At 50.9% G+C, this 19,595-nt stretch carries 14 protein-coding genes and 1 other annotated feature (1 of these 15 running past the window's edge); of the genes, 8 read left to right on the top strand and 6 right to left on the bottom strand.

Features of this window, described 5'->3' with window-relative positions; genetic code table 11:
• Positions 1-187 (top strand) — a binding site (T-box leader) (it extends 84 nt beyond the left edge of the window).
• 47 nt (positions 188-234) lie between these two features.
• The gene (metG, locus tag ACETK5_RS20825) at positions 235-1,881 is read left to right on the top strand and encodes a methionine--tRNA ligase (protein ID WP_394057604.1); all 1,647 of its coding nucleotides are present in this window, start codon (positions 235-237) and stop codon (positions 1,879-1,881) included.
• A 1,266-nt stretch (positions 1,882-3,147) separates the two neighbouring features.
• On the opposite strand, the gene ACETK5_RS20830 is transcribed toward metG, so the two are convergent.
• Both ACETK5_RS20830 and ACETK5_RS20835 read right to left on the bottom strand, forming a co-directional pair.
• Positions 3,148-4,005, bottom strand: coding sequence for an alpha/beta hydrolase (locus tag ACETK5_RS20830; RefSeq protein ID WP_394057606.1), 858 nt, complete (start codon positions 4,003-4,005; stop codon positions 3,148-3,150).
• Positions 4,006-4,360: 355 nt separating this feature from the next.
• A complete protein-coding gene (locus tag ACETK5_RS20835; RefSeq protein ID WP_394057608.1) occupies positions 4,361-5,479 on the bottom strand; it encodes an ATP-binding protein in 1,119 nt (372 codons plus the stop codon).
• Between the two features lie 232 nt (positions 5,480-5,711).
• On the opposite strand from ACETK5_RS20835, the gene ACETK5_RS20840 reads away from it, so the two are divergent.
• Positions 5,712-6,599 (top strand): GNAT family N-acetyltransferase, encoded by an 888-nt coding sequence (locus ACETK5_RS20840; protein WP_394058321.1) that lies wholly within the window; start codon positions 5,712-5,714, stop codon positions 6,597-6,599.
• Positions 6,600-6,763: 164 nt separating this feature from the next.
• Here the strand turns inward: ACETK5_RS20840 and ACETK5_RS20845 are convergent, their stop codons facing one another.
• Complete coding sequence (locus tag ACETK5_RS20845; RefSeq protein ID WP_394057609.1) at positions 6,764-7,822, bottom strand: hypothetical protein; 1,059 nt, start codon at positions 7,820-7,822, stop codon at positions 6,764-6,766.
• Between the two features lie 714 nt (positions 7,823-8,536).
• Positions 8,537-9,313: a DeoR/GlpR family DNA-binding transcription regulator gene (locus tag ACETK5_RS20850; RefSeq protein ID WP_243390891.1), complete on the bottom strand. Its 777-nt coding sequence runs from the start codon at positions 9,311-9,313 to the stop codon at positions 8,537-8,539.
• Positions 9,314-9,553: 240 nt separating this feature from the next.
• Between ACETK5_RS20850 and ACETK5_RS20855 the strand changes: the two genes are divergently transcribed.
• The 5 genes from ACETK5_RS20855 to phnX all read left to right on the top strand — a co-directional run bounded on the left by ACETK5_RS20855 (position 9,554) and on the right by phnX (position 15,133).
• Positions 9,554-10,306 (top strand): ABC transporter ATP-binding protein, encoded by a 753-nt coding sequence (locus ACETK5_RS20855; RefSeq protein ID WP_100539646.1) that lies wholly within the window; start codon positions 9,554-9,556, stop codon positions 10,304-10,306.
• A complete protein-coding gene (locus tag ACETK5_RS20860; RefSeq protein WP_100539647.1) occupies positions 10,299-11,915 on the top strand; it encodes an ABC transporter permease subunit in 1,617 nt (538 codons plus the stop codon). The genes ACETK5_RS20855 and ACETK5_RS20860 overlap by 8 nt, the downstream gene beginning before the upstream one ends.
• A 290-nt stretch (positions 11,916-12,205) precedes the next feature.
• Positions 12,206-13,201 carry an extracellular solute-binding protein gene (locus tag ACETK5_RS20865; protein ID WP_394057611.1) on the top strand — a complete coding sequence of 332 codons (996 nt, stop codon included), beginning with the start codon at positions 12,206-12,208 and terminating at the stop codon, positions 13,199-13,201.
• Between the two features lie 22 nt (positions 13,202-13,223).
• A complete protein-coding gene (gene phnW / locus ACETK5_RS20870) occupies positions 13,224-14,318 on the top strand; it encodes a 2-aminoethylphosphonate--pyruvate transaminase (protein WP_394057613.1) in 1,095 nt (364 codons plus the stop codon).
• Entirely contained in the window at positions 14,315-15,133 is an 819-nt protein-coding gene (phnX, locus tag ACETK5_RS20875) for a phosphonoacetaldehyde hydrolase (RefSeq protein WP_394057615.1), read from the top strand. Before phnW ends, phnX begins: the two co-directional genes overlap by 4 nt.
• An 838-nt stretch (positions 15,134-15,971) precedes the next feature.
• On the opposite strand, the gene ACETK5_RS20880 is transcribed toward phnX, so the two are convergent.
• Entirely contained in the window at positions 15,972-16,898 is a 927-nt protein-coding gene (locus ACETK5_RS20880) for an alpha/beta hydrolase (protein WP_394057617.1), read from the bottom strand.
• A 245-nt stretch (positions 16,899-17,143) separates the two neighbouring features.
• On the opposite strand from ACETK5_RS20880, the gene ACETK5_RS20885 reads away from it, so the two are divergent.
• A complete protein-coding gene (locus ACETK5_RS20885) occupies positions 17,144-17,587 on the top strand; it encodes a DUF3888 domain-containing protein (protein WP_394057619.1) in 444 nt (147 codons plus the stop codon).
• A 143-nt stretch (positions 17,588-17,730) separates the two neighbouring features.
• Here the strand turns inward: ACETK5_RS20885 and ACETK5_RS20890 are convergent, their stop codons facing one another.
• Positions 17,731-19,479 (bottom strand): M28 family peptidase, encoded by a 1,749-nt coding sequence (locus tag ACETK5_RS20890; RefSeq protein ID WP_394057620.1) that lies wholly within the window; start codon positions 19,477-19,479, stop codon positions 17,731-17,733.
• Positions 19,480-19,595 lie beyond the last annotated feature (116 nt).

Raw genomic sequence — 19,595 nt, forward strand, 5'->3', positions numbered from 1 at the left:
TTGGGAATATGGTCTCTGAGCTGTGCACCGAAACCCTGAAGAGGGTTGTAGGCTGCGCCGGATCCCGCACCCGTTAACGTGCTAGGGTATACACGCGATATATGGCGTCGTACCCGAAGAGGTGAATGCCGCAAGGCATAAATGAAATTGGGTGGTACCACGTGAGCGGCAAGCTCTCGTCCCTTTTGGGATGAGGGCTTTTTTTGTTGCCCAAAAAAAAGGAGGATGATTGATATGACGAATATTTTTATCGGCGGTGCCTGGCCATATGCCAACGGGTCCTTACATTTGGGGAGGCTTGCAAGCCTCTTGCCAGGCGACGTGTTGGCCCGTTATTTCCGCGCGAAAGGCGATCAAGTCCTGTACGTATCCGGCAGTGATTGTCATGGAACGCCCGTGGCGGTTCAAGCCATTCAGGAGGGCGTGGCTCCGGGGGATATTGCGGATCGGTATCATGGGGAGTTCGTGGATTGCTTCGAACGGCTGGGCTTCTCCTACGACTTATACACGCGAACCGACCAGGCGTTTCATCATGCCGTGGTGCAGGAGCTGTTTCTGAAGCTGCTGGAAAACGGCCATTTGTATCGAAAAACCGTGCGGCAAACGTATTGCGAAACCGATCAGCGGTTTTTGCCGGACCGCTACGTGGAAGGAGATTGTCCCGTATGCGGCAGCAGGGCCCGTGGGGATCAGTGCGACGCCTGCTCCACCATACTTGATCCGTCCGACCTGACGAACAGGACCTGCAAAATCTGCGGAAACCCTCCGGTGGAGCGGCCTACCGAGCATTTTTACGTAGCGCTGTCACATTTCCAGGCTGAGCTGGCGGATGATTTGAATAACGCCCGAGGCTGGCGGGATAATGCCGTGCAATTGACCCGAAGATACTTGGAGGAGGGGCTTCAGGACCGGGCGGCTACGCGGGATCTGACCTGGGGCGTGGATGTCCCTGTTCCGGGCTTCGAGGATAAGAAAATCTATGTCTGGATCGAAGCGGTCAGCGGCTACTTATCCGCCAGCAAACAGTGGGCCGCGGAAACGGGCGGCGATTGGGAATCCTTTTGGCGTAAGGGACCGGGCGAGGTTAAGGCTTACTATGTTCATGGTAAGGATAATATCCCGTTTCATACGCTGATCTGGCCGGCGCTGCTGAAGGGGGCCGGGGATCTGCATGTGCCGGACCGAATCATATCATGCGAATACATGACGCTCGAAGGCAAGAAGTTCTCGACCAGTCGCAATTGGGCCATATGGGTGCCGGACTTGTTAAGCCGTTATCAGCCGGACTCGATTCGTTATTTTCTCATTGCGAACGGCCCCGAGAAGCGGGATGCCGATTTCTCCTGGAGGGAGTTCATTCACAGCCACAATGGCGAGCTGCTTGGTGCGTTTGGGAATTTGGTCAACCGTGCCTTGGTGTTTGTAAACAAATCGTTTGACGGTAAGGTGCCCGAGGGCTGCATGTCCGAAGAGTGGCAGAACCGGGTTGAAGCATTGTACCGCGAGGCCGGGGCGCTCATTGAGGAGGGGCGACTGAAGGAAGCGTTGGAGTCAATCTTCGGCGTGGTGCGCCTGGCGAACAAATATTTTGATGAACAGAAGCCGTGGATTCAGGTCAAGGAGGATCGCGAAGCGTGCGGGACAACGCTGTACACCTGCGTTCAGATCATTGCCAATTTGGTGAACCTGCTGCAGCCGTTTATTCCGTTCTCTTGCGATAGGATACGAGGCGTTCTCTCGCTGGAGAAGCCTGTGTGGGAGTGGTGCCGTGTTCCGGCTGGCAGGCCGATTCATGGCGTAGAGCTTTTGTTTGAGCGGATCGATACCAGCCGGATTGAGGAGGAAACGCGGAGGCTGGGGGAGTTGTCCGTAAGGGAGTAATTGATTTAAGTGCCTAAGATTTAACTGACCCAAGGAGTGAGTAGTAAGTGATCAAGGAATGTAGTGGATCCGGGCTCGAGCAGCAAGTAATCAGAGGTCTAGAGGATCCAAGAAGCGAGGGGTTTAAGTGGTCCAAGAAGCAAGGGGTTTAGGTGGTCGAAGGAGTATGGGGTTAAGTGGACGAAGGAGTAAGGGGTTTAAGTGGTCCAAGAAGCAAGGGGGCAAAGTGTCCGAAGAAGCAAGGGGTTTAAGTGGTCGAAGAAGCAAGGGGGTTAAGTGGTCCAAGAAGCAAGGGGTTTAAGTGGTCGAAGGAGCATGGGGGCTAAGTGGTCGAAGAAGCAAGGGGGTTAAGTGGTCGAAGAAGCAAGGGGGTTAAGTGGTCGAAGAAGCAAGGGGGTTAAGTGGTCGAAGGAGCAAGGGGGTTAAGTGGTCGAAGAAGCAAGGGGGTTAAGTGGTCGAAGGAGCAAGGGGTTTAAGTGGTCCAAGAAACTAGGGGGCTAAGTGGTCGAAGGAGCAAGGGGTTTAAGTGGTCGAAGGAGCAAGGGGGCTAAGCGATCATAGGAGCAAGTGATTAAGGGGGCCATTAGCAGGTGTCAAAGAAGAGGGGGCTGACCCGAGGATCCATTGTGACTGAGTACGGACTGCGATTTTGAGGACTGTGGTTCCGCTATTTCGTTGTTTCTTGGCATTTCCTGGGGTCATGCGGACAGGAGATCCGCTATCGCAAGATATTTCGGGAATAATCCGTAAATATATTATATTAACGGATCCTGTGTCCGCATAATCTCAAAAACAGCTCAATATCAGCAAATAACGGATCTAGTGTCCGCACGGACTCGAAAAGGATCGAGTATCGGCAAATAGCGAACCCCGTGTCCGCATGGGCTCAAAAAAACGATCGAATATCAGCAAATAACGGATCCAGTGTCCGCATAGGCTCAAAAAAACGATCGAGTATCGGCAAATAGCGGACCCCGTGTCCGCACGGACTCGAAAAGGATGGGAGTATCAGCAAATGGCGAACCCCGTGTCCGCATGGACTCGAAAAACGATCGAGTATCAGCAAATAGCGGATCCCGTGTCCGCACGGCCTCGAAAAAGGATCGAATTTCAGCGACAAGAGCATCCATCCGGACGATGCCGCTGAATCCATAAGAAGCGAGAGTTTGCCGGCTGCAACGCGCAAATAAACGTAAGAGGAGCCCCAGCGGTAAAGCGGAGGGCTCCTCTCATTATAGTAACGGCTTACGTTGTATCTTCAGCGGGTTAGTTGTCCGTTTCATGAATCCAACCCGTCAATACGGTGTTAAAAAGCTCGGGCTCTTCGAACATCGGATTATGGCCGCTTTGTTCAAAAATGACCTTCTTCACGTGTTCCTGCGAGCCGTCTACAGCATCCCAGAGCGATACGGGACTGACCAAATAGTCGTACCGTCCAAGACCGATGAAGACGGGTTTAACGACCTCTTTCAGCGAATCGATCAGATTGAGCTGCGCGAAGGCTTCTCCCCATAAATGATCGATGACGGGCATGCTGGTGAAGACCTCTTCCCACATCCAAGCCGCATCGTAGGCATAGTCATAGAAGCTGTGCGCTCCCATTCGGATGCACATATGAGCGAATCGCCGTTCCGGCTCTCTCTCGATATCCCCAGCCAGCAGGGATATATCCGCTTCAAACTGCCGTTTCCGTTCCGGGCTTGCCGTTTCATTGAAAAAAGCGATGCTCTGCTGCTGCCGCTCCGGGCTATTGGTCGGGGCCGTGTTCAGCAGGACCACCTTCCGGACATGTTGCGGGTATTTTTTGGCATACTCCAGCGCCATGAAGGCGTGCCCCGAATGCCCCAATATAATAAAATCCTCCAGTCCCAGCGTTTGTCTTGCCGTTTCGATATCATCCAGAACCTTATCCAGTGCATAGTCTTCCGGCTCTAGTGTCCGAGGGGGCTTAACAAAGCCTCGATGGTCCAGGAAAATCAGTTGAAATGAAGTGTAGAGTTGTTCCGAAAACAAGCGGGGGTAGTATATACTGCTTCCCACCACCAAAAAAATGGGCCTGCCGTTTCCACGAATGGAAACATTCAATGCAAATCCTTCGCTCATTACCGTACTCTGTATGCTCATGTATATCGTCCTCGTTTCGTTTTATATTTTAATCGCACCAGCCCCTTTCCTGTTTGGATTCCATTACATTCTCCATAGAACGTTCCAGCATTCTATATCACCTCGATTAGCGTTCGTTCAAGCCCAGTATAGCACCAGACATGGGTTCGGTCGACAGCCATCCAAGCTTGCCCCGGACCACTCACCGTGCGTCTCTACACCCGGACTGGTATTCGTTCCAGGACCGTTGCTTCAGCCACGGTTTGCATAGGGAGCAGTACCTTCGATGTGACATCTGAGCCGTATCGCTGCTGTAAAAAACGCTGCTGTACAAAGCATGGTGCATAGGCTTCGAACTGCCTTTTCTCCAGCTCCTTTATTCAGCGGTATTGCGGATCGTTAGGTTGAGGCCAGGATAGTCCGCGGCAATTGCGCTCTTACGCTCGATGATGCGATTAAATTCAAAGGCAGAGCTGAATAATTCCGGCTCGGGCTTGAATGTCACGCTTGTGCCCGTCTCCTGAGTCATGCCGACGATCAGAAGCCCGGTCTGTGGAATACCGTGCCTGTACTCCTGCCGGTATATGTTCCCGTCACGGCGAATCTCCACCGTCAGATGCTTGGAGAGGGCATTGACCACGGCGATGCTGATGCCTTTCTCCGCACCGGGGACCAGAAAGTGTGCGCTGGCATTCAATCGATGGACATTGGTTAGTATCGACTGCACAACAGGGATGTCGGAATTCGGAAGGGCCTGCACGGGGATGCCTCTCCCGTTATCGGTAACCGATACGCTGCCATCTTCATGCAGGAATATGCTGATCTGATCGCCATACCCGCTCGTGTGCTCCAAAATCGAATTTTCCACCACGGCCCAGAGCAGCTGATGAATATCGAAGCCATGCGAGCTCCCGAAATACATCCCCGCATTGTTACGGGCTTCGCTCATCTCCAGGTAATCGCTTGTATCGAGCAAATCGCCTGCAGCAGACAGCAGCAGCAGGAACGGCAGGCTCCGATGCTTAGGAAGAGCGTAGCGGCCTCCCTGCTCCTGCACGAGGAGATCCGCGCCGAGCAGCGCTTTGAGATGGTGATACAGCTGACCCGTCGTTCCCATATTCAACCGTTCTACCAGCTCGGAACCGGATAGGGGCTCTGCCATGACGGCCTTTAAAATATCCAGGCGCTGCTTGTTGCCCAGTGCTGCGAGGATTTTGGCCGCCTTCTCGGTGTTCATGTCCAGCAATTGATCCATTCGCCGTTCCTGCGGCTCCCAGCGGATGCTTTGTCCGTTCAGGTGCACTCGCCCGGAATAGAAGACGGAGCCAGCTTCGGGGTTTGCTTCATTTATCGTAGGTGCTGTTGCAATCTCTTGGCGGTGTTGATTGGATGCGGATGCAGGTTTTCGTTCCATAAGAGCCTGATAGACAAGCTCCTGCAGCTCCGCCATTTGATTCTTTAAGACATCCATCTCTTGGACCAGATCACGTGTCATGGGGAATCATCAACCTCACTTTATCAACATTTATGTTATTACGTAATTATTATATTGCGTAATTCCAACATTGTACACTCATTTTAAGGAAATCATTGACTGAAAAAGCAACTTGTTTGTCTATAGTTGTTTTTTATCTATTTTTATCATCCCAGGTCGTCTTACAATGAACGCAAAGGTCGGTGACATTCATTTGGGTGAAAGAATCATACGGAATTTTATGCAGGGCGATATGCCTCTGCTGGGGGAGCTGTATCAGGCGGTATCCGCAGCGGATGCGCTGTTCTGGTGGGTGGGTGACCAGGAGAATTGGGAGAACGTGTTCTGTGCATTCGAAGACGGGAAGATGGTGGCCAAGGGACAGGTCGACATTATTAACGTGATCCCGCCGGGATGTGCGCCTAACTGCAAGCATCACATTTATGTGAATCTCAAGGCTGTAACGCAGCGAGAGCGGGATAATGATCTGTTAAGTGAAATGTTTAAAGTGCTCTATGAACGTGCGACCGTGTTAAAGCGGACCTTGCCGGAGGCGTACGGGACGTTTTTGTGCGTGGGGAACTATGCCCATGAGATCGGCAATACCACTTTTTTTACAGAGGAGATCGGGTTTCAGCCGCTGGAGAAGCTGTATTCCATGGAGCGGTCACTTGAGGAGCCCATTCCTGCCTTGGCGTTAGAAGATCGCTATCGGTATCGATTGTGGAAGATGGAATCTGCGGAGGAGGAAGAGAAGTATCTAAAGCTCGAGGCTGAGGTTTGGCCGGAAGCGCCGCTGGGGCTTGCACGATTACGGGAATATAAAGGGCATCCCAACTGGACTGCGATAAATGTCCTGGAAGGGGACACGATAATAGGCAGTACCATGGCATGGCTGGAAGAGGGGAACGTCGGCGTGATTGAAGATGTGTTTGTGAGAGAACCGTGGAGACAACGGGGAATTGCAAAATATCTGCTCTACCGTGCCATGTCCTATCTTCAGGCCCGTGGATCCGCCACAGTAAAACTTCAAGTGAAGGCAGCCAATGAAACGGCGTTGTCACTCTATCAGTCGGTAGGCTTTGCCAAAGACCAAGAGGAGCACCGTTATTATCTGCCGATGGAGCAGGAAAGCCACTAAAAAGGATCGACAGCCATACGTGCGTCAAGCAGGTTGGTCAACAGCCATCGAAGCATGCCCCGGACCACGCACCGTACGCACAGGGAGTAATACGCAAGATGTACAATACAAAGACCACGCCTGGAACGAATCCCGACGTGGTCTTTTTTATATGAAGTTAGGAGTTATGAGGTCGATTCTTGCCCGCCTGTTACATTCGGGTTGGCATCCAGAATGTGTTCCGTGACGTTCCACAGCTTCGGCAGGAACCGAAGAACCTCGTCGGCCCGCTGCAGCAGGTCATCGGTGGACGTTATACCGAGATCCGCAAGGATGGCATCAAAAGCAGGGGCGTACTGCTCTTGAAATTCAGGAGTCCCGTCGACTTCCAGTATGTTGTGGCAGCGAGCGAAGGTGGCCACCATCCAGAAAACGGCTTCCCGAGGGCTTCCATTTAGGATCAGCTCGCGGCTGCCGTCAATGGCAATCGGTCTTGCATCCGGCTTAATGTCACTGCTGAAGAAGAAGGGCGTCTTCGCAATGGCAGCAGCGGCATCGAAGGTTCGGGCCAGTCCGTTGAGATGATTCATGGCTTGCTCGGCAGTCATGTCTTTACAGCCCAGCAAGCCTAACAGCTCCTCGTAGATCTCCTCTTGGTCATATTCCTTCAGCACACCGCGAACCGCCGCATAGCGGAGCCTGACCGTGGGGTTGCGAAGAGCGGCGACCAGGAGCATATGGGTGGTTACGCCGGTAGGGAACAGCCAGGAGGTAACCTGGCGATGCCAAGGGGCAGAAGGGTCTATGGATCGGAGTCCGGTTATGATACGTTCGCGCACGTTCTCACAGCGGCGGGCGACCCATATCCGGTCGGCAAAATGACGCGAAACCTCCGTCTGCAGCTTGCGCAGCTGCCCGGTCGGATCGGACATCAGGGTATCTACACGGAAGCTGCCCGCAAGATGATAAGACGTTAATACCTGCTCGGGCGAGGCGAGATCCCGCCAGGACAGATAGGTGGCTTCGATCAAAGCGTCCTGATAGATAAACTTTCCGAGCTTTAGAGGGGGCTCCGCATCCTGGGTAACGATAACGACGTCAATGTCCGAGGACGGAGCCATCTCTGCCTCATCCGACTTTCCGACCGTGGAGCCGCTAAAATAGGCACCCATAAATCCAGGCTCCCTGCTGGCATGCTGCAAGACCCAATCCGTCGCCGCCGCGCGTGCTGATCCAACATTCATAACCTTGTTTCCTCCTCTACCTGCATGGTGTCTCACATAATTAGAAAAAATATCCTGATTCTCATTTCATTATATGGACTTCCCTTCTAATATACAACCGCTTACAAGTGGGCTTAAGCCTTCATGCCGATGGTAAAAACGGGATTACAGAAGAAGAGAAAATGATACTGCTGCAAGGGATTCGAAAGGGCTTGGCACCTATAAATTAAAAGTTCATACGGGTGCGTACCTGCGTGAAACCGAAACGGACATTCTCTCATCGCTAACCATTCAGCGAGGGGGAACGTCCGTTTTTTGGGTCTATAAGAGGTTGTTCAAAAAGTCCGCTTTTGATTAGAAAACCAATCGAGGCCAATCAAGGATGAGCGACCGCGATTCAAAAGTAGGTTTTCTTGCGATATAGAATTTCATCAGTTCTGCTGATAACGAATAAATTCTATATCTAACACGAAGCGAATCAGGAAGCAGCTCGGCATCGAATCTTGAATTCAGCCGGGCCTAAGCAGAAGCTTCCGAAGCCTGTTTCCTGCGGAAACATGTCAGGTGCTCACGTACCCAAAACACCAGATGCTTTCGAAGGCGTTTTCTGGCGAAAACGTATAGCTCCGCTCCTGACGTCCCTAGCTTCATCCAACTGAAGCGTTTTGAAAAACGCACATCGGAAGCATAAGCTTCGGTGCTGAAAGTCGACCTTTTTGAACACACACTTTTATTCTATTCTTCCGCAATCACTAGCGTGGTATTGGTTTTTTTGAATTTTGGCATGAAGCTTGCATGGACGTTCGCATCGGTCACGATGGTATCGATTTTGTCGAGCGATGCGATGGAAATGGTGACGTCTTTGCCAAACTTGGTGCTGTCCGCCATGACGTACACCTCTTTGGACAGCTCGATCATTTTTTTGCGCGTAATGGCTTCTTCCAGGTTGTAGTCGGAAATGCCTTTTTCGATGGTGATGCCGCTGCAGCAGATGAAGGCTTTCAGTACATTCAGCTCATGAAAATTGAAGATGTATTCATACGCGACGACGGACTGCTCCTCCCGCCGGATTTTGCCGCCGATCATAATCAGCTCCACATCACTGTCCATCAGCTCAATCGCAACCGGCAGCGAGTTGGTAACGACTGTCAGCTTCTTCTTATGTTTCACGTACTTGGCGATCTGATACGTAGTCGAGCCGCTGTCGATATAGATGCAATCACCGTCATGAACGAATTCGCTGCATTTACGGGCGATCCGGTCCTTCTCTTCCAACTGGCTGACCATGCGCTCGTCCATGGAGGATTCGCCGAACCGGGACTCCACGAGCTTGACGCCGCCATAGATCTTCTCGATCCGCCCCTGCTTGGTCAAGGTGTTCAAATCCCGGCGCAGCGTATCCACCGAGACGTTCAGCTCTTCCGTTAGTTCGGTGATCTTCAGTACTTTTCGAATCGTAAGCAGCTCAAGTATTTTCTTTTGCCTCTCCAGTGGAAACATTCGCTCACCCATTCAATCCGCATTAGTAGTTGGTGCCTGCATTCATGTCTAGTTTACCGATTCGCCCGGCCATGTTCAATAGAGTTACCTATATTATTCGTAAGTTAGGCACTTAATGTGGATGGATATGGTCAATAGTTGGTATCAATATATGAATGATATATGCATAATTTACTTACATTTAACAGTTCTCATGATTCTTGTTTACATATGGTTTCTATACTGAGGATGTGTTTAAGGGAGGTGAGCCGTTTGCTGAAGCTAGAGCATATTCGCAAACAATTTGACGATAAAGTGGTTTTGGATGACATCAACGTAGAAATCGGTTCGGGCGAGATTGTGTCGCTGCTCGGTCCGAGCGGCAGCGGGAAGACCACATTACTGAATATTATTTTGGGACTCACCCGGATGGATCAGGGAAAAATCGTGTTCCAAGATCAAGATCTGAGCAACGTACCGATGAAGAAGCGGGGGTTTAATATCGTTTTTCAGGACTATGCCTTATTTCCCAATCTGAATGCCTACGACAATATCGTATACGGCCTGCGCAATAAGAAGGGGAGTGTGAGTCAGCAGGAGGTACAGGAGTATATCGACTTCCTGGAGCTTCAGCCTCACTTGAGCAAGCGGATCGGCGAACTGTCAGGAGGGCAGAAGCAGAGAGTGGCTCTGGCCAGAACGCTGGTCACGAAGCCGAAAATCCTGCTGCTCGATGAGCCGCTCAGCGCGCTGGACGGCGTGATCAAGGAGTCGATCAAGCAGCGGATTCAGTCGATTGCCAGAGAATTCAAACTGACCACGATCATTGTGACGCATGACCCGGAGGAGGCGCTGACGCTCTCGGACAAAATCCTGATTATCCATCAGGGGCAGATTGCCCAATTCGGTACACCCCGGGAGATTGTCCATCATCCGAGCAATGATTTTGTGAAGCAGTTTATTATCAAGCAGCTGCACATCAAAAGGCAGAACATCTACAACCTGTTCGGTGAGCAGTATGCATAACGTGAAACCGGAAATGCGGATCATCTTTACCGTCATCCTGTTATTGTTCGCCGTGTTTCTGTTCTTGCCGCTGCTGATACTGCTGGTCCGTTCCTTCGAATCCGATCAAGGGTTTACCCTCGGACATTATGTATCGATAGGGTCGAATCGGGAATTCATCGCAGCGATTGGCAACAGTGTGAAGATATCGGGCATCACGGCGGTGATCACAACCGTCCTGGGTTTTATACTCGCGTATTCCATTCATTGCACCAAAATATACCAGCCCCTCAAAGGTCTGCTGAAAACCGTCATCATCGTCCCCATGCTGCTCCCGACCATTACATATGGGTTCGCCATTATGTATTCGTTCGGTAATCAGGGATTGATCACCCGGCTTGCCGGGCGCAACTTGTTTGAAATCTACGGATGGAACGGTCTGCTCATAGGCTACGTCATTTACACGCTGCCTCCAGTATTCCTGCTGATCCATAACGCATTTAAGTATATTGATAAAAAGTTCATCATCGTCTCCAAGTTAATGGGTGACGGAACGATGAGAAGTTTCCTGAATACGATTATGCGTCCCTTGGCCGGGGCGCTTGGCGGAGCCTTTGTCCTTTCCTTTATCTTAAGCTTTACGGATTTTGGCATTCCGGCTTCGGTTGGCGGTACCTATCCGGTCGTGGCAACGCAGCTGTATCAGGTGATGCTGGGCTCCATTCCGGATTTCAACCAAGGCGCTGTCATTGCGGTGATGATGCTGATCCCCGCCGTGTTCGGCATCTGGCTGCTGAACTATTTGGAAAAATGGAATTTCCACTATGACAAGCTCTCGGATATCGAGCTGCCGCGCCAGCGCATTCGGGATATCGCCTTTGGCGTGATGTCGTCGGTCATTGTGATGGGCATGCTGTCCATGTTTGCGGTGATGTTCATCGCTCCTTGGTTGAGCAGTTACCCCTATGACATGACCTTTACGTTCCAGCATGTACGGGATGTGATTCAATCGAGTGATTTGACGGGGGTATACCGAAATTCGCTCTGGGTCGCCTTCTTGACGGCGCTGTTCGGCACCTTGATGGCATACGGATCGGCGCTGCTGAATGTGCGTACAACGTTAAAAGCTCGATCCACGGTGGATATGGTATCGATGATCACGAATACGGTGCCCGGCATGGTGCTGGGGATATCCTACCTGCTCTTCTTTAATGGAAGCAGCCTGAAGGGAACCTTCATCATTATCGTTCTGTGCAATATCGTTCATTTCTTCACGACGCCGTATCTGATGGCCAAGAACTCCCTGTCCAAGATGAATCCCTCATGGGAAACCACGGGAGAACTGCTCGGTGACAGCTGGTTCAAGACCGTGTATCGGGTGATCCTGCCGAACTCGGCCTCAACCGTCATGGAGATGTTCAGCTACTATTTCATCAACGCCATGGTGACGATCAGCGGCATCATCTTTCTCGTATCGGCCCAGACGTCGCTCGTAGCCAGCAAGATCAAAGAGCTGCAGCATTTTGCCAAGTTTAACGAGATCTTCGTACTGTCGATGCTGATCTTCTTCACGAATCTGATCATCAAGCTGGTGTGCGACGCATGGCAGAGGAGAACGGCGCAGCGGTAAAGCTGCCCCATTACGTTCATGTCCGCTGCGATGCCGGATCGTACTTCCGATCGCTGTTGTCTTCGGATTTCTCGGATTGAGATGATTAAGCTGTAGAAATCCGAATACAAAGGCGAACGCATTCGCTTCTCCAATACGATTCCGTCCTCTCCGCTGGGTATTGACACTTGAAGTGAGGAGCAACTCCTTGCTCGAAATCGCCACCAGCCATTCATTCTGACGCGGAATGCGCAGGCTAATTCATTTTTAAAATCATTACTAAATAAAAAATTCAAGGAGTGGAGTTAATCATGATGAAGACGCTTAAGGGAATGCTGCTGTCATTGATCGCAATCAGCATGGTGTTTGCACTGGCCGCCTGCAGCAGCGGAAGCGCGGGGGAAGCGAAGAAGGTAGTCATCTACACTAACGGGGATGAAGAGGCCGTCGCTGCAATGGAAACCTCGTTGAAGAATGCCGGATACGAAGGACAGTATCTCGTGCAATCCCTCGGTACATCCGAGCTTGGCGGGAAACTGATGGCTGAGGGGAACAAAATCGAGGCCGATCTCGTCACGATGAGCTCGTACTTTATCGAAAGCTCGCAGAGCAAGCATTCGATGTTTAAGGATCTGGCTTTTGACGCAGGCGCAGTCGGAACTTATCCGAAATACTACACGCCGATTCTGGCGAATACCGGCTCCATCTTCGTGAATACGGCAGTGCTGAAAGACAAAGGCTTGCCGATGCCAACCTCCATCACGGACCTGACCAAACCGGAATTCAGCGGGCTCGTATCGATTCCGAACATTATGGATTCCTCAACCGGTTGGCTGCTGGTTCAGGCGATTATTAACCAATACGGCGAAGATGCGGGACGCCAAATACTCCATGATCTGATTGCCAATGTGGGACCGCATCTGGAGAGCTCGGGCTCCGGTCCGATCAAGAAAGTGCAGGCCGGAGAAGTGGCTGCGGGCTTCGGACTCCGCCATCAGGCGGTAGCGGCCAAAGCTGACGGTGCACCGATTGATTACGTGGATCCGGTCGAAGGAAACTTCTCGCTGACCGAGTCGGTTGCGGTAGTGGATAAGGAGAATGCCACGACCGATTTAGCGATGAAAATGGCCGAGACTATCGTGAAGGATGCCAGAAAAGATCTGATCGTGAACTATCCGGTGGCCTTGTACGAAGGGGAGACCGTGGATGAGGTCAACAAACCTGCGTACTCGATGACTTTTGAGAAGCCGCTGACCGTAGAGCTGCTGGAAGAGCACCAGCAATTCTTCAACGGAGCCAAAGAATAAGCCAGCATAGGAGCGATGTGACATGAATACCTACAAGCTTTTGACACCAGGACCTTTGACGACAACCAAGACGGTGAAAGAGGAGATGCTCTTTGACCGCTGCACGTGGGATGATGAATATAAATCGATTACGCAAAAAATCAGGTCGCAGCTTCTGGCACTCGCCGGGGCGGATCCAGAGCGGTACACCGCTGTGCTGATGCAGGGAAGCGGCACGTTTGCCGTCGAAGCGGTGATGACATCCGCCATATCGAATGCCGATAAAGTGCTGATCGTAACAAACGGCGCCTATGGTGAGCGGATCGTGAAAATGGCGGCGTATATCGGACTGAATTACGTGGAGTACAGAGTGAATTACGATGAACATCCAAGCGAGGATGAACTGCGAGCCATACTGCATAAGGATGAGGGGATTACGCATATCGCGATGGTACATTGCGAGACGACAACCGGGATTCTGAATCCGCTGGAGATGGTCTCGAGGCTGTCCAGAGAATATGGCAAAACCCTCATTATCGATGCGATGAGCAGCTTTGGCGGAATGGAAATCGATGTGCAGGGACTTGGCATCGACTATCTGATCAGCAGTGCGAATAAATGCATCCAGGGCGTTCCGGGATTTGGGTTCGTCATCGCCAAGCTGGACAAGCTTGCAGCCTGCGAAGGGATTGCCCGCAGCTTGGCGCTCGATCTGTATGATCAGTGGAAAGGCATGGATCAGGACGGAAAATGGCGATATACCTCGCCGACCCATGTGGTGGCCGCCTTCTCCAAGGCGTTGGATGAGCTGAACGAAGAAGGCGGTGTATCGGCGAGATACAGCCGCTACCGGAATAACAATCGCCTGCTGCGGGAGAGATTGGCGCAGATCGGTATTCACGCTTATATCACCGATGACAAGCAATCTCCGATCATCACCACGTTTTTATTCCCGAGTGAAGGATTTAGTTTCGAGCACTTTTACGCTTATATTAAGGAAAGAGGCTATGTGATTTATCCCGGCAAGCTGACCGACGTGGATACCTTCCGCATTGGGAATATCGGAGAAATCTATGAGCAGGATATCGAGCAGTTATGTCATATCATCGAAGAGTATAGGGGAGTGATGGCACAATGAACCGAATCGAAGGCGTTATATTGGACTGGGCCGGAACGGCTGTGGATTTTGGATGCTTTGCACCGGTGAACGTGTTTGTCGATATTTTCATGAATGCGGGCATTGAAGTGACGATGGATGAAGCGAGAGCGCCGATGGGGATGCTGAAGATCGATCATATTCGTACCATGCTGTCCATGCCGAGAGTGTCGTCGCTGTGGGAAGCGAAGTACGGAAGAGCTTTCGATGAGCAGGACGTGGAGCGGTTGTACGCGGAATTTGAGCCGGCCTTAATGGCTTCCTTATCCGAGTACACGGACCCGATCCCGGGTGTCATCGATACGGTTGAAGTTTTGAATAGTCAAGGCTTGAAGATTGGTTCTACGACAGGTTATACGAGCAGCATGATGGAGGTCGTGGTGGCAAATGCCCGGCAAAAGGGCTACAGCCCGGATGTCTATTTCACGCCGGATGACACGAATTCCCAAGGAAGGCCTTATCCGTACATGATTTATCGGAATATGGAGTCTCTCCGGTTATCGGCTTCCTGGAAGGTCGTTAAGGTGGGAGATACCGTCTCGGACGTGAAGGAAGGCATGAACGCAGGCGTATGGTCGGTTGGCGTTGTCATTGGCAGCTCGGAAATGGGCCTGAGTTCAGAAGAGTTCCATGCCCTGTCAGCGACGGACCGGGAAGCCGCGATTTCGAGAACTGAACAGACGTTTATCCAGCACGGGGCGGATTTTACGATTCAAACGATGAACGAACTGCCGGAATTAATCGAGAGAATTAACGGTATGCTGGCTGAGGGGAAAAGACCGGGGCTTCAGCGCTAGGATGGTATTTTAGTAAAGAAACCGAGTGAGATGGCCATACCCCCGTCAAGTAGATACGAATTAAAAAAGACATGTTTAAGAGAAGACCGCTTCACAGTACTCTACTGGAAGCGGTCGTTTTGTTTTCTTATCGGAATTTTTGGGTTGTAGAATTTGTGAAGAGATAGGTGGATATGAAGAAAATTGCTAAAATATGGTATGTCCTGGTAACATAAATTCACTTAAAGTGAATTAGGTAGCTTTCAGATATCTTTATTTCTGTTATCCCCAAGTGTTTTTGCCGAATTATCAACTAGTAATTTCTTAATATCTTTTAGTTCGTTCTTGAGACTATCAATTTCCGATTTCAATCCTGAATTTGAAATTGCATTACTAATAATCAGATAAATTATAAGGTAATTTGCTATCATGATAACTATAAATATAATGAGTTCCTGTACTCCAACAACACTATGCATTAATAATTCATCCTTTCTATAATGGAACTACAAAGATTAATTCAGCAATTTAATAGATCCTTTTGTTGGAGATTTTTTGGACTCATCGCAGTGGTTGATGTTAAGTATATATATTTATTCAGAAAATATTGGAAACATTTACATGATATCCAAAATTATAGCATAATTCCGAACCTAAACAAATAGTAGGTGAACTTAATCTTGGTCTCTAATTAAGAATCTTATGTTCATGTTCTACGCCTTCTATTCGTTCAGAGTTATGGAGTATATCCCGCCAGTACGGGACAAATGTGACCGCGTAGCTGATAAATTGTATATTCTTCCCCTTATCAAAAAATGAAAGAGCAGTCCGCATGGGCTGCTCTTTTTCTTCATTTCTCTTATAACACATACGTACCTATAAACTCTGTTACTTCCCTGTCATATCCCTCGGGATCGAACTGGCGCGCCATGCCGTGACCCGCTTCGGGGACGATGAACAGTCTTTTGTGCTCCGGACCATTCTCATACAGCTCATACACCATCTCGGTAGGTACGAACAAATCGCCGCCGCCATGAATGAACAGCGTCGGTGTTTTGGATTTCTTGACCTGCTCCAGTGCGGATGCTTCGCCGAAGGAGTATCCGGCGCGAATCTTGGTCAACAGGCTTGTGGATTGAACCAGCGGGAAGGACGGAAGCTTATACATGCGCTTCAGCTGATAGGTCAGCTCATCCGTAACCGAGGTATACCCGCAGTCCTCCACAATGGCCTTTACCTGGTGAGGAAGCTCTTCGCCGCTGGTCATCATGACCGTTGCACCGCCCATGGACACGCCATGAAGGACGACTTGAGTGTCTTCACCCGTATGCCCGATGACTTGATCAATCCATTTCAGATAATCTTTGCGCTCCGGCCAGCCGAAGCCGATGTAATCGCCCTCGCTTCGTCCATGGCCGCGCGCGTCGGGCAGGAGCACGTTGTAACCCAGGTCCTCATGGTACATTTGGGCGAACCCGCTCATCTGCTCCGAATGACCGGAGTAGCCGTGGGCAATGATAACGGTTCTATCCGTCGATACCTTGGCAGGTAAATAGTAAGCATGCAGCTTCAGACCGTCGTCTGACGTAAGGTTCCATTCCTCGAAGCTCTGCTGGGCCCACCAATCCTTGCTGTCCGCAAAGGGATTGTCGATATTGGAGTTGGCTTCCAGGTCCGGGTTACCGTTCAGAAAGCCTTTGTCGGCGCGGGCAATAGCGACATTATAGAAGTAGAAGCTTGCTGCGATAATAATGACAACCAGAAATGCGATGATAGCTGCTGACATGATTTTAATCCTTTTTTTTCATGTTGATTGTATATCCTCCCGTATCCGTAGAACACGATGAATGAAGGTGATATGGAAGGCGGAAGGCATATGCCGATACGAGATCGTTCCTTCCACCTATCATATCGCACGCGCCCTGATGAATCTATATCGCGGATCACGTTCGTTTCGCGGGTGTTACATCAATCCTATCGGTTGGGGTAGCCTAAATATAAAGAGCTGCAGCAAGGAGGCGAGAGAGAATTATGAACAAACGCTTCATCAGCCTATTTCTTGCCGTCGTTACGGTTATGGGTGTACCGCTGCCGTCCCATGCGGAGGGGAACTATTCCTCGCCGAAGAAAGATAGTGCGCAGCTGCAATATCAGGATATGCTGATGCTATTTCTGCTTCCTCATATCGATGAGGCGGTTCGCGGGCATTATATCCATACGTTGAAGGAGCAGCCGCTGGTTTATCCATACTTTGTAGATGTGACCGGAGTGAAGCGGGTGAACGGATTCCGCGGTTTTCATTTCATCATTACGCTTGAGGCCAGCCCAACGGTCGGTCCCCATATTTCGGTTGGAAAGGATCGGCTTGTGTTTGAAGTGGCTCCGACGATTCCCGGCGGTATGGTCAAGCTGGTGGAATACAAACATCTGGAGACGTATGAGCTACCCCAGCATTGGCAAGATATCGTGAAGTAACAGCGGCGAAACCGATCCAATGTCAAAAAAACAAGCAAACGCGGTTCGCGCGTTTGCTTGTTTGGCATGGGGATCATGATGGAGCGTTTAATCGGGTGTCACACCCTCCAGCATTGAAGCAGCAGGAAGGGTACCTGCAATGATTACCAGCTCTCGTAAACCGGCCGATCCGGCCCGGGTTCGGCCTGGATCCAGCCGATAGCGAGCAGAACGATGATGGCGATGAAGGCAGCCGGCAGTACCCATTTCCAGGCATATGCGAGCATGCGTACAGCCGGGGACATCAGGGCAAGTATCAGCCCGATCAGAACCACGCTGAATAGGTGAATCCCTGGCGGCAGCATGAGGAACACAATATGAAAGACCGAAGTGAACATCAGAACAGGAATCAGGGATGTTCCCAGTACGACAGCCGGATGGTTTAAGGATTCGATCGGGTCCCGGGTAAATGCCGCCCATGCCAGTGCCGCGTAATGGACCAGCAGCGGAATCGCAAATAAATAACTTGCGCCCGGCAGGAACCAGGTTGAGCCGATAAGCAGCAGCAGGAACAGGAACGCGCCCGCCAGCAGCATCTCCATCTCATTGGCTTTCCGCACGATCCAGCGGGTGAAGGCAACATGAACGATGAAGATTACCAGTATGAAGCTGACACTGTACAGGAGTGAATCATAGGTTGCGCCTGTGGGCTGCGTCATTTTGCCTGCCCATAACGTATCAACTAGCGACCATAAGCCAAAGCTCAGCGCTGTCGAGAGTACGACGGCCACAATCGGGGTTAGCAAGCTGATCAAACTTCCCTTTAGGGAGAGTCTGGAGATACGGGCAAACAGTGCTGTGAAACCCAGCCATATCGCCGTGAACACCAGGGTGATCGGGATCGCCCATTTTGCAGGGTAATGAACCAGCAGCCCAAATAGATTGAAATAAATACGGTCGCTTGTTGAAGTTAGGTCAGTCAAGTCGAGATTGCCAAAATGTTTGGCCACGGCGAGTGCGTTCTCGCCTTGGTGCTGCATCGTCTCCAGGGAGACGTTCTCCGTGTTATCCATCGGGGTATGATAGGCCACCCACCCTTCGCCATAGGCAAAGTTCAGTCCCGGGAGACCATGCTCAAGCGCCACCGTCAGATCGGTATCGTTCGGCAGTTGTTTGTAGAGGTCCACCAAGAGCGAGTTGCTGACAGGATTGGATACGGCCCGGGCGTATTCTTCAATGATCCGACTGTTGCTGTCGCTGGTCTGAAACATGAAGGACGAACCCTTTGAACCCCGGGCTTCAAAATTCGCGATCATGCCAATCTCACGATGTGCCGGGTCCTGAAAGAACACCTCAGCACCAAGCAGACCTCTCTCCTCCCCGTCTGTCAGCAGAATCCATATGTCATTCTGCGGCGGAGGTCCGGCTTGGATCGCTCTTGCCGTCTCCAGCAAAGAAGCTACGCTTACCGAAGCATCATTGGCCCCGGGTCCGGTAGGGACCGAGTCATAGTGGGACATAAGCAGTAGCGGTTTGCCCGATCCGGTGCCCTTAATGACGCCCAGAATGTTCGTAAGCTGAATGTCGGCGTCGATGTACTTGGTTGTCAGGCGGCCATTAAATTCTTGAACGTCCGGGTTCAAGCCGAGTTCCTTCATCTGTTCCACCAAGTAAGCTCTGACTTCCGCATTGGCAGGCGAACCCATCGGATGGGGCTCTTGTGCGATGCGCTCGACATGCGCCATCGCGCGTTCGGCAGAGAACTCGGTTGCGGGCGCATCGATATTTCTGGCTTCCGGCGGCTTCTCGAACCACAGCATGAGGGAGATAACGAGTATGACGGTGAGGATGGTTGTAAGCGGCAGCCAATAAGGAGGTCTGTAATCCGGTGGTCTACTCAATTGAATTTGCATGATAAATACTCACTTCCTTTTATGATCATTCAGGCGTTTCGTGAAGCGATCTTTCATCTTATGTAAGAAATCGGCTCTTACACAGCGTAGTTCCAGAATATGACATGTGTCAATAT

Source organism: Paenibacillus ilasis (assembly GCF_043195395.1).
Classification (GTDB): Bacteria; Bacillota; Bacilli; order Paenibacillales; family Paenibacillaceae; genus Paenibacillus_AQ; species Paenibacillus_AQ lautus.

What these genes read in the sequence shown, in the direction of transcription:
- ACETK5_RS20890 (WP_394057620.1), bottom strand. Translation starts at nt 19,479, where the DNA reads ATGCAAATTCAATTGAGTAGACCACCGGATTACAGACCTCCTTATTGG.
- ACETK5_RS20850 (WP_243390891.1), bottom strand. Translation starts at nt 9,313, where the DNA reads ATGGGTGAGCGAATGTTTCCACTGGAGAGGCAAAAGAAAATACTTGAG.
- ACETK5_RS20860 (WP_100539647.1), top strand. Translation starts at nt 10,299, where the DNA reads ATGCATAACGTGAAACCGGAAATGCGGATCATCTTTACCGTCATCCTG.
- ACETK5_RS20830 (WP_394057606.1), bottom strand. Translation starts at nt 4,005, where the DNA reads ATGAGCATACAGAGTACGGTAATGAGCGAAGGATTTGCATTGAATGTT.
- phnW (WP_394057613.1), top strand. Translation starts at nt 13,224, where the DNA reads ATGAATACCTACAAGCTTTTGACACCAGGACCTTTGACGACAACCAAG.
- ACETK5_RS20845 (WP_394057609.1), bottom strand. Translation starts at nt 7,822, where the DNA reads ATGAATGTTGGATCAGCACGCGCGGCGGCGACGGATTGGGTCTTGCAG.
- ACETK5_RS20880 (WP_394057617.1), bottom strand. Translation starts at nt 16,898, where the DNA reads ATGTCAGCAGCTATCATCGCATTTCTGGTTGTCATTATTATCGCAGCA.
- ACETK5_RS20885 (WP_394057619.1), top strand. Translation starts at nt 17,144, where the DNA reads ATGAACAAACGCTTCATCAGCCTATTTCTTGCCGTCGTTACGGTTATG.
- ACETK5_RS20840 (WP_394058321.1), top strand. Translation starts at nt 5,712, where the DNA reads ATGCCTCTGCTGGGGGAGCTGTATCAGGCGGTATCCGCAGCGGATGCG.
- phnX (WP_394057615.1), top strand. Translation starts at nt 14,315, where the DNA reads ATGAACCGAATCGAAGGCGTTATATTGGACTGGGCCGGAACGGCTGTG.
- ACETK5_RS20835 (WP_394057608.1), bottom strand. Translation starts at nt 5,479, where the DNA reads ATGACACGTGATCTGGTCCAAGAGATGGATGTCTTAAAGAATCAAATG.
- metG (WP_394057604.1), top strand. Translation starts at nt 235, where the DNA reads ATGACGAATATTTTTATCGGCGGTGCCTGGCCATATGCCAACGGGTCC.
- ACETK5_RS20865 (WP_394057611.1), top strand. Translation starts at nt 12,206, where the DNA reads ATGATGAAGACGCTTAAGGGAATGCTGCTGTCATTGATCGCAATCAGC.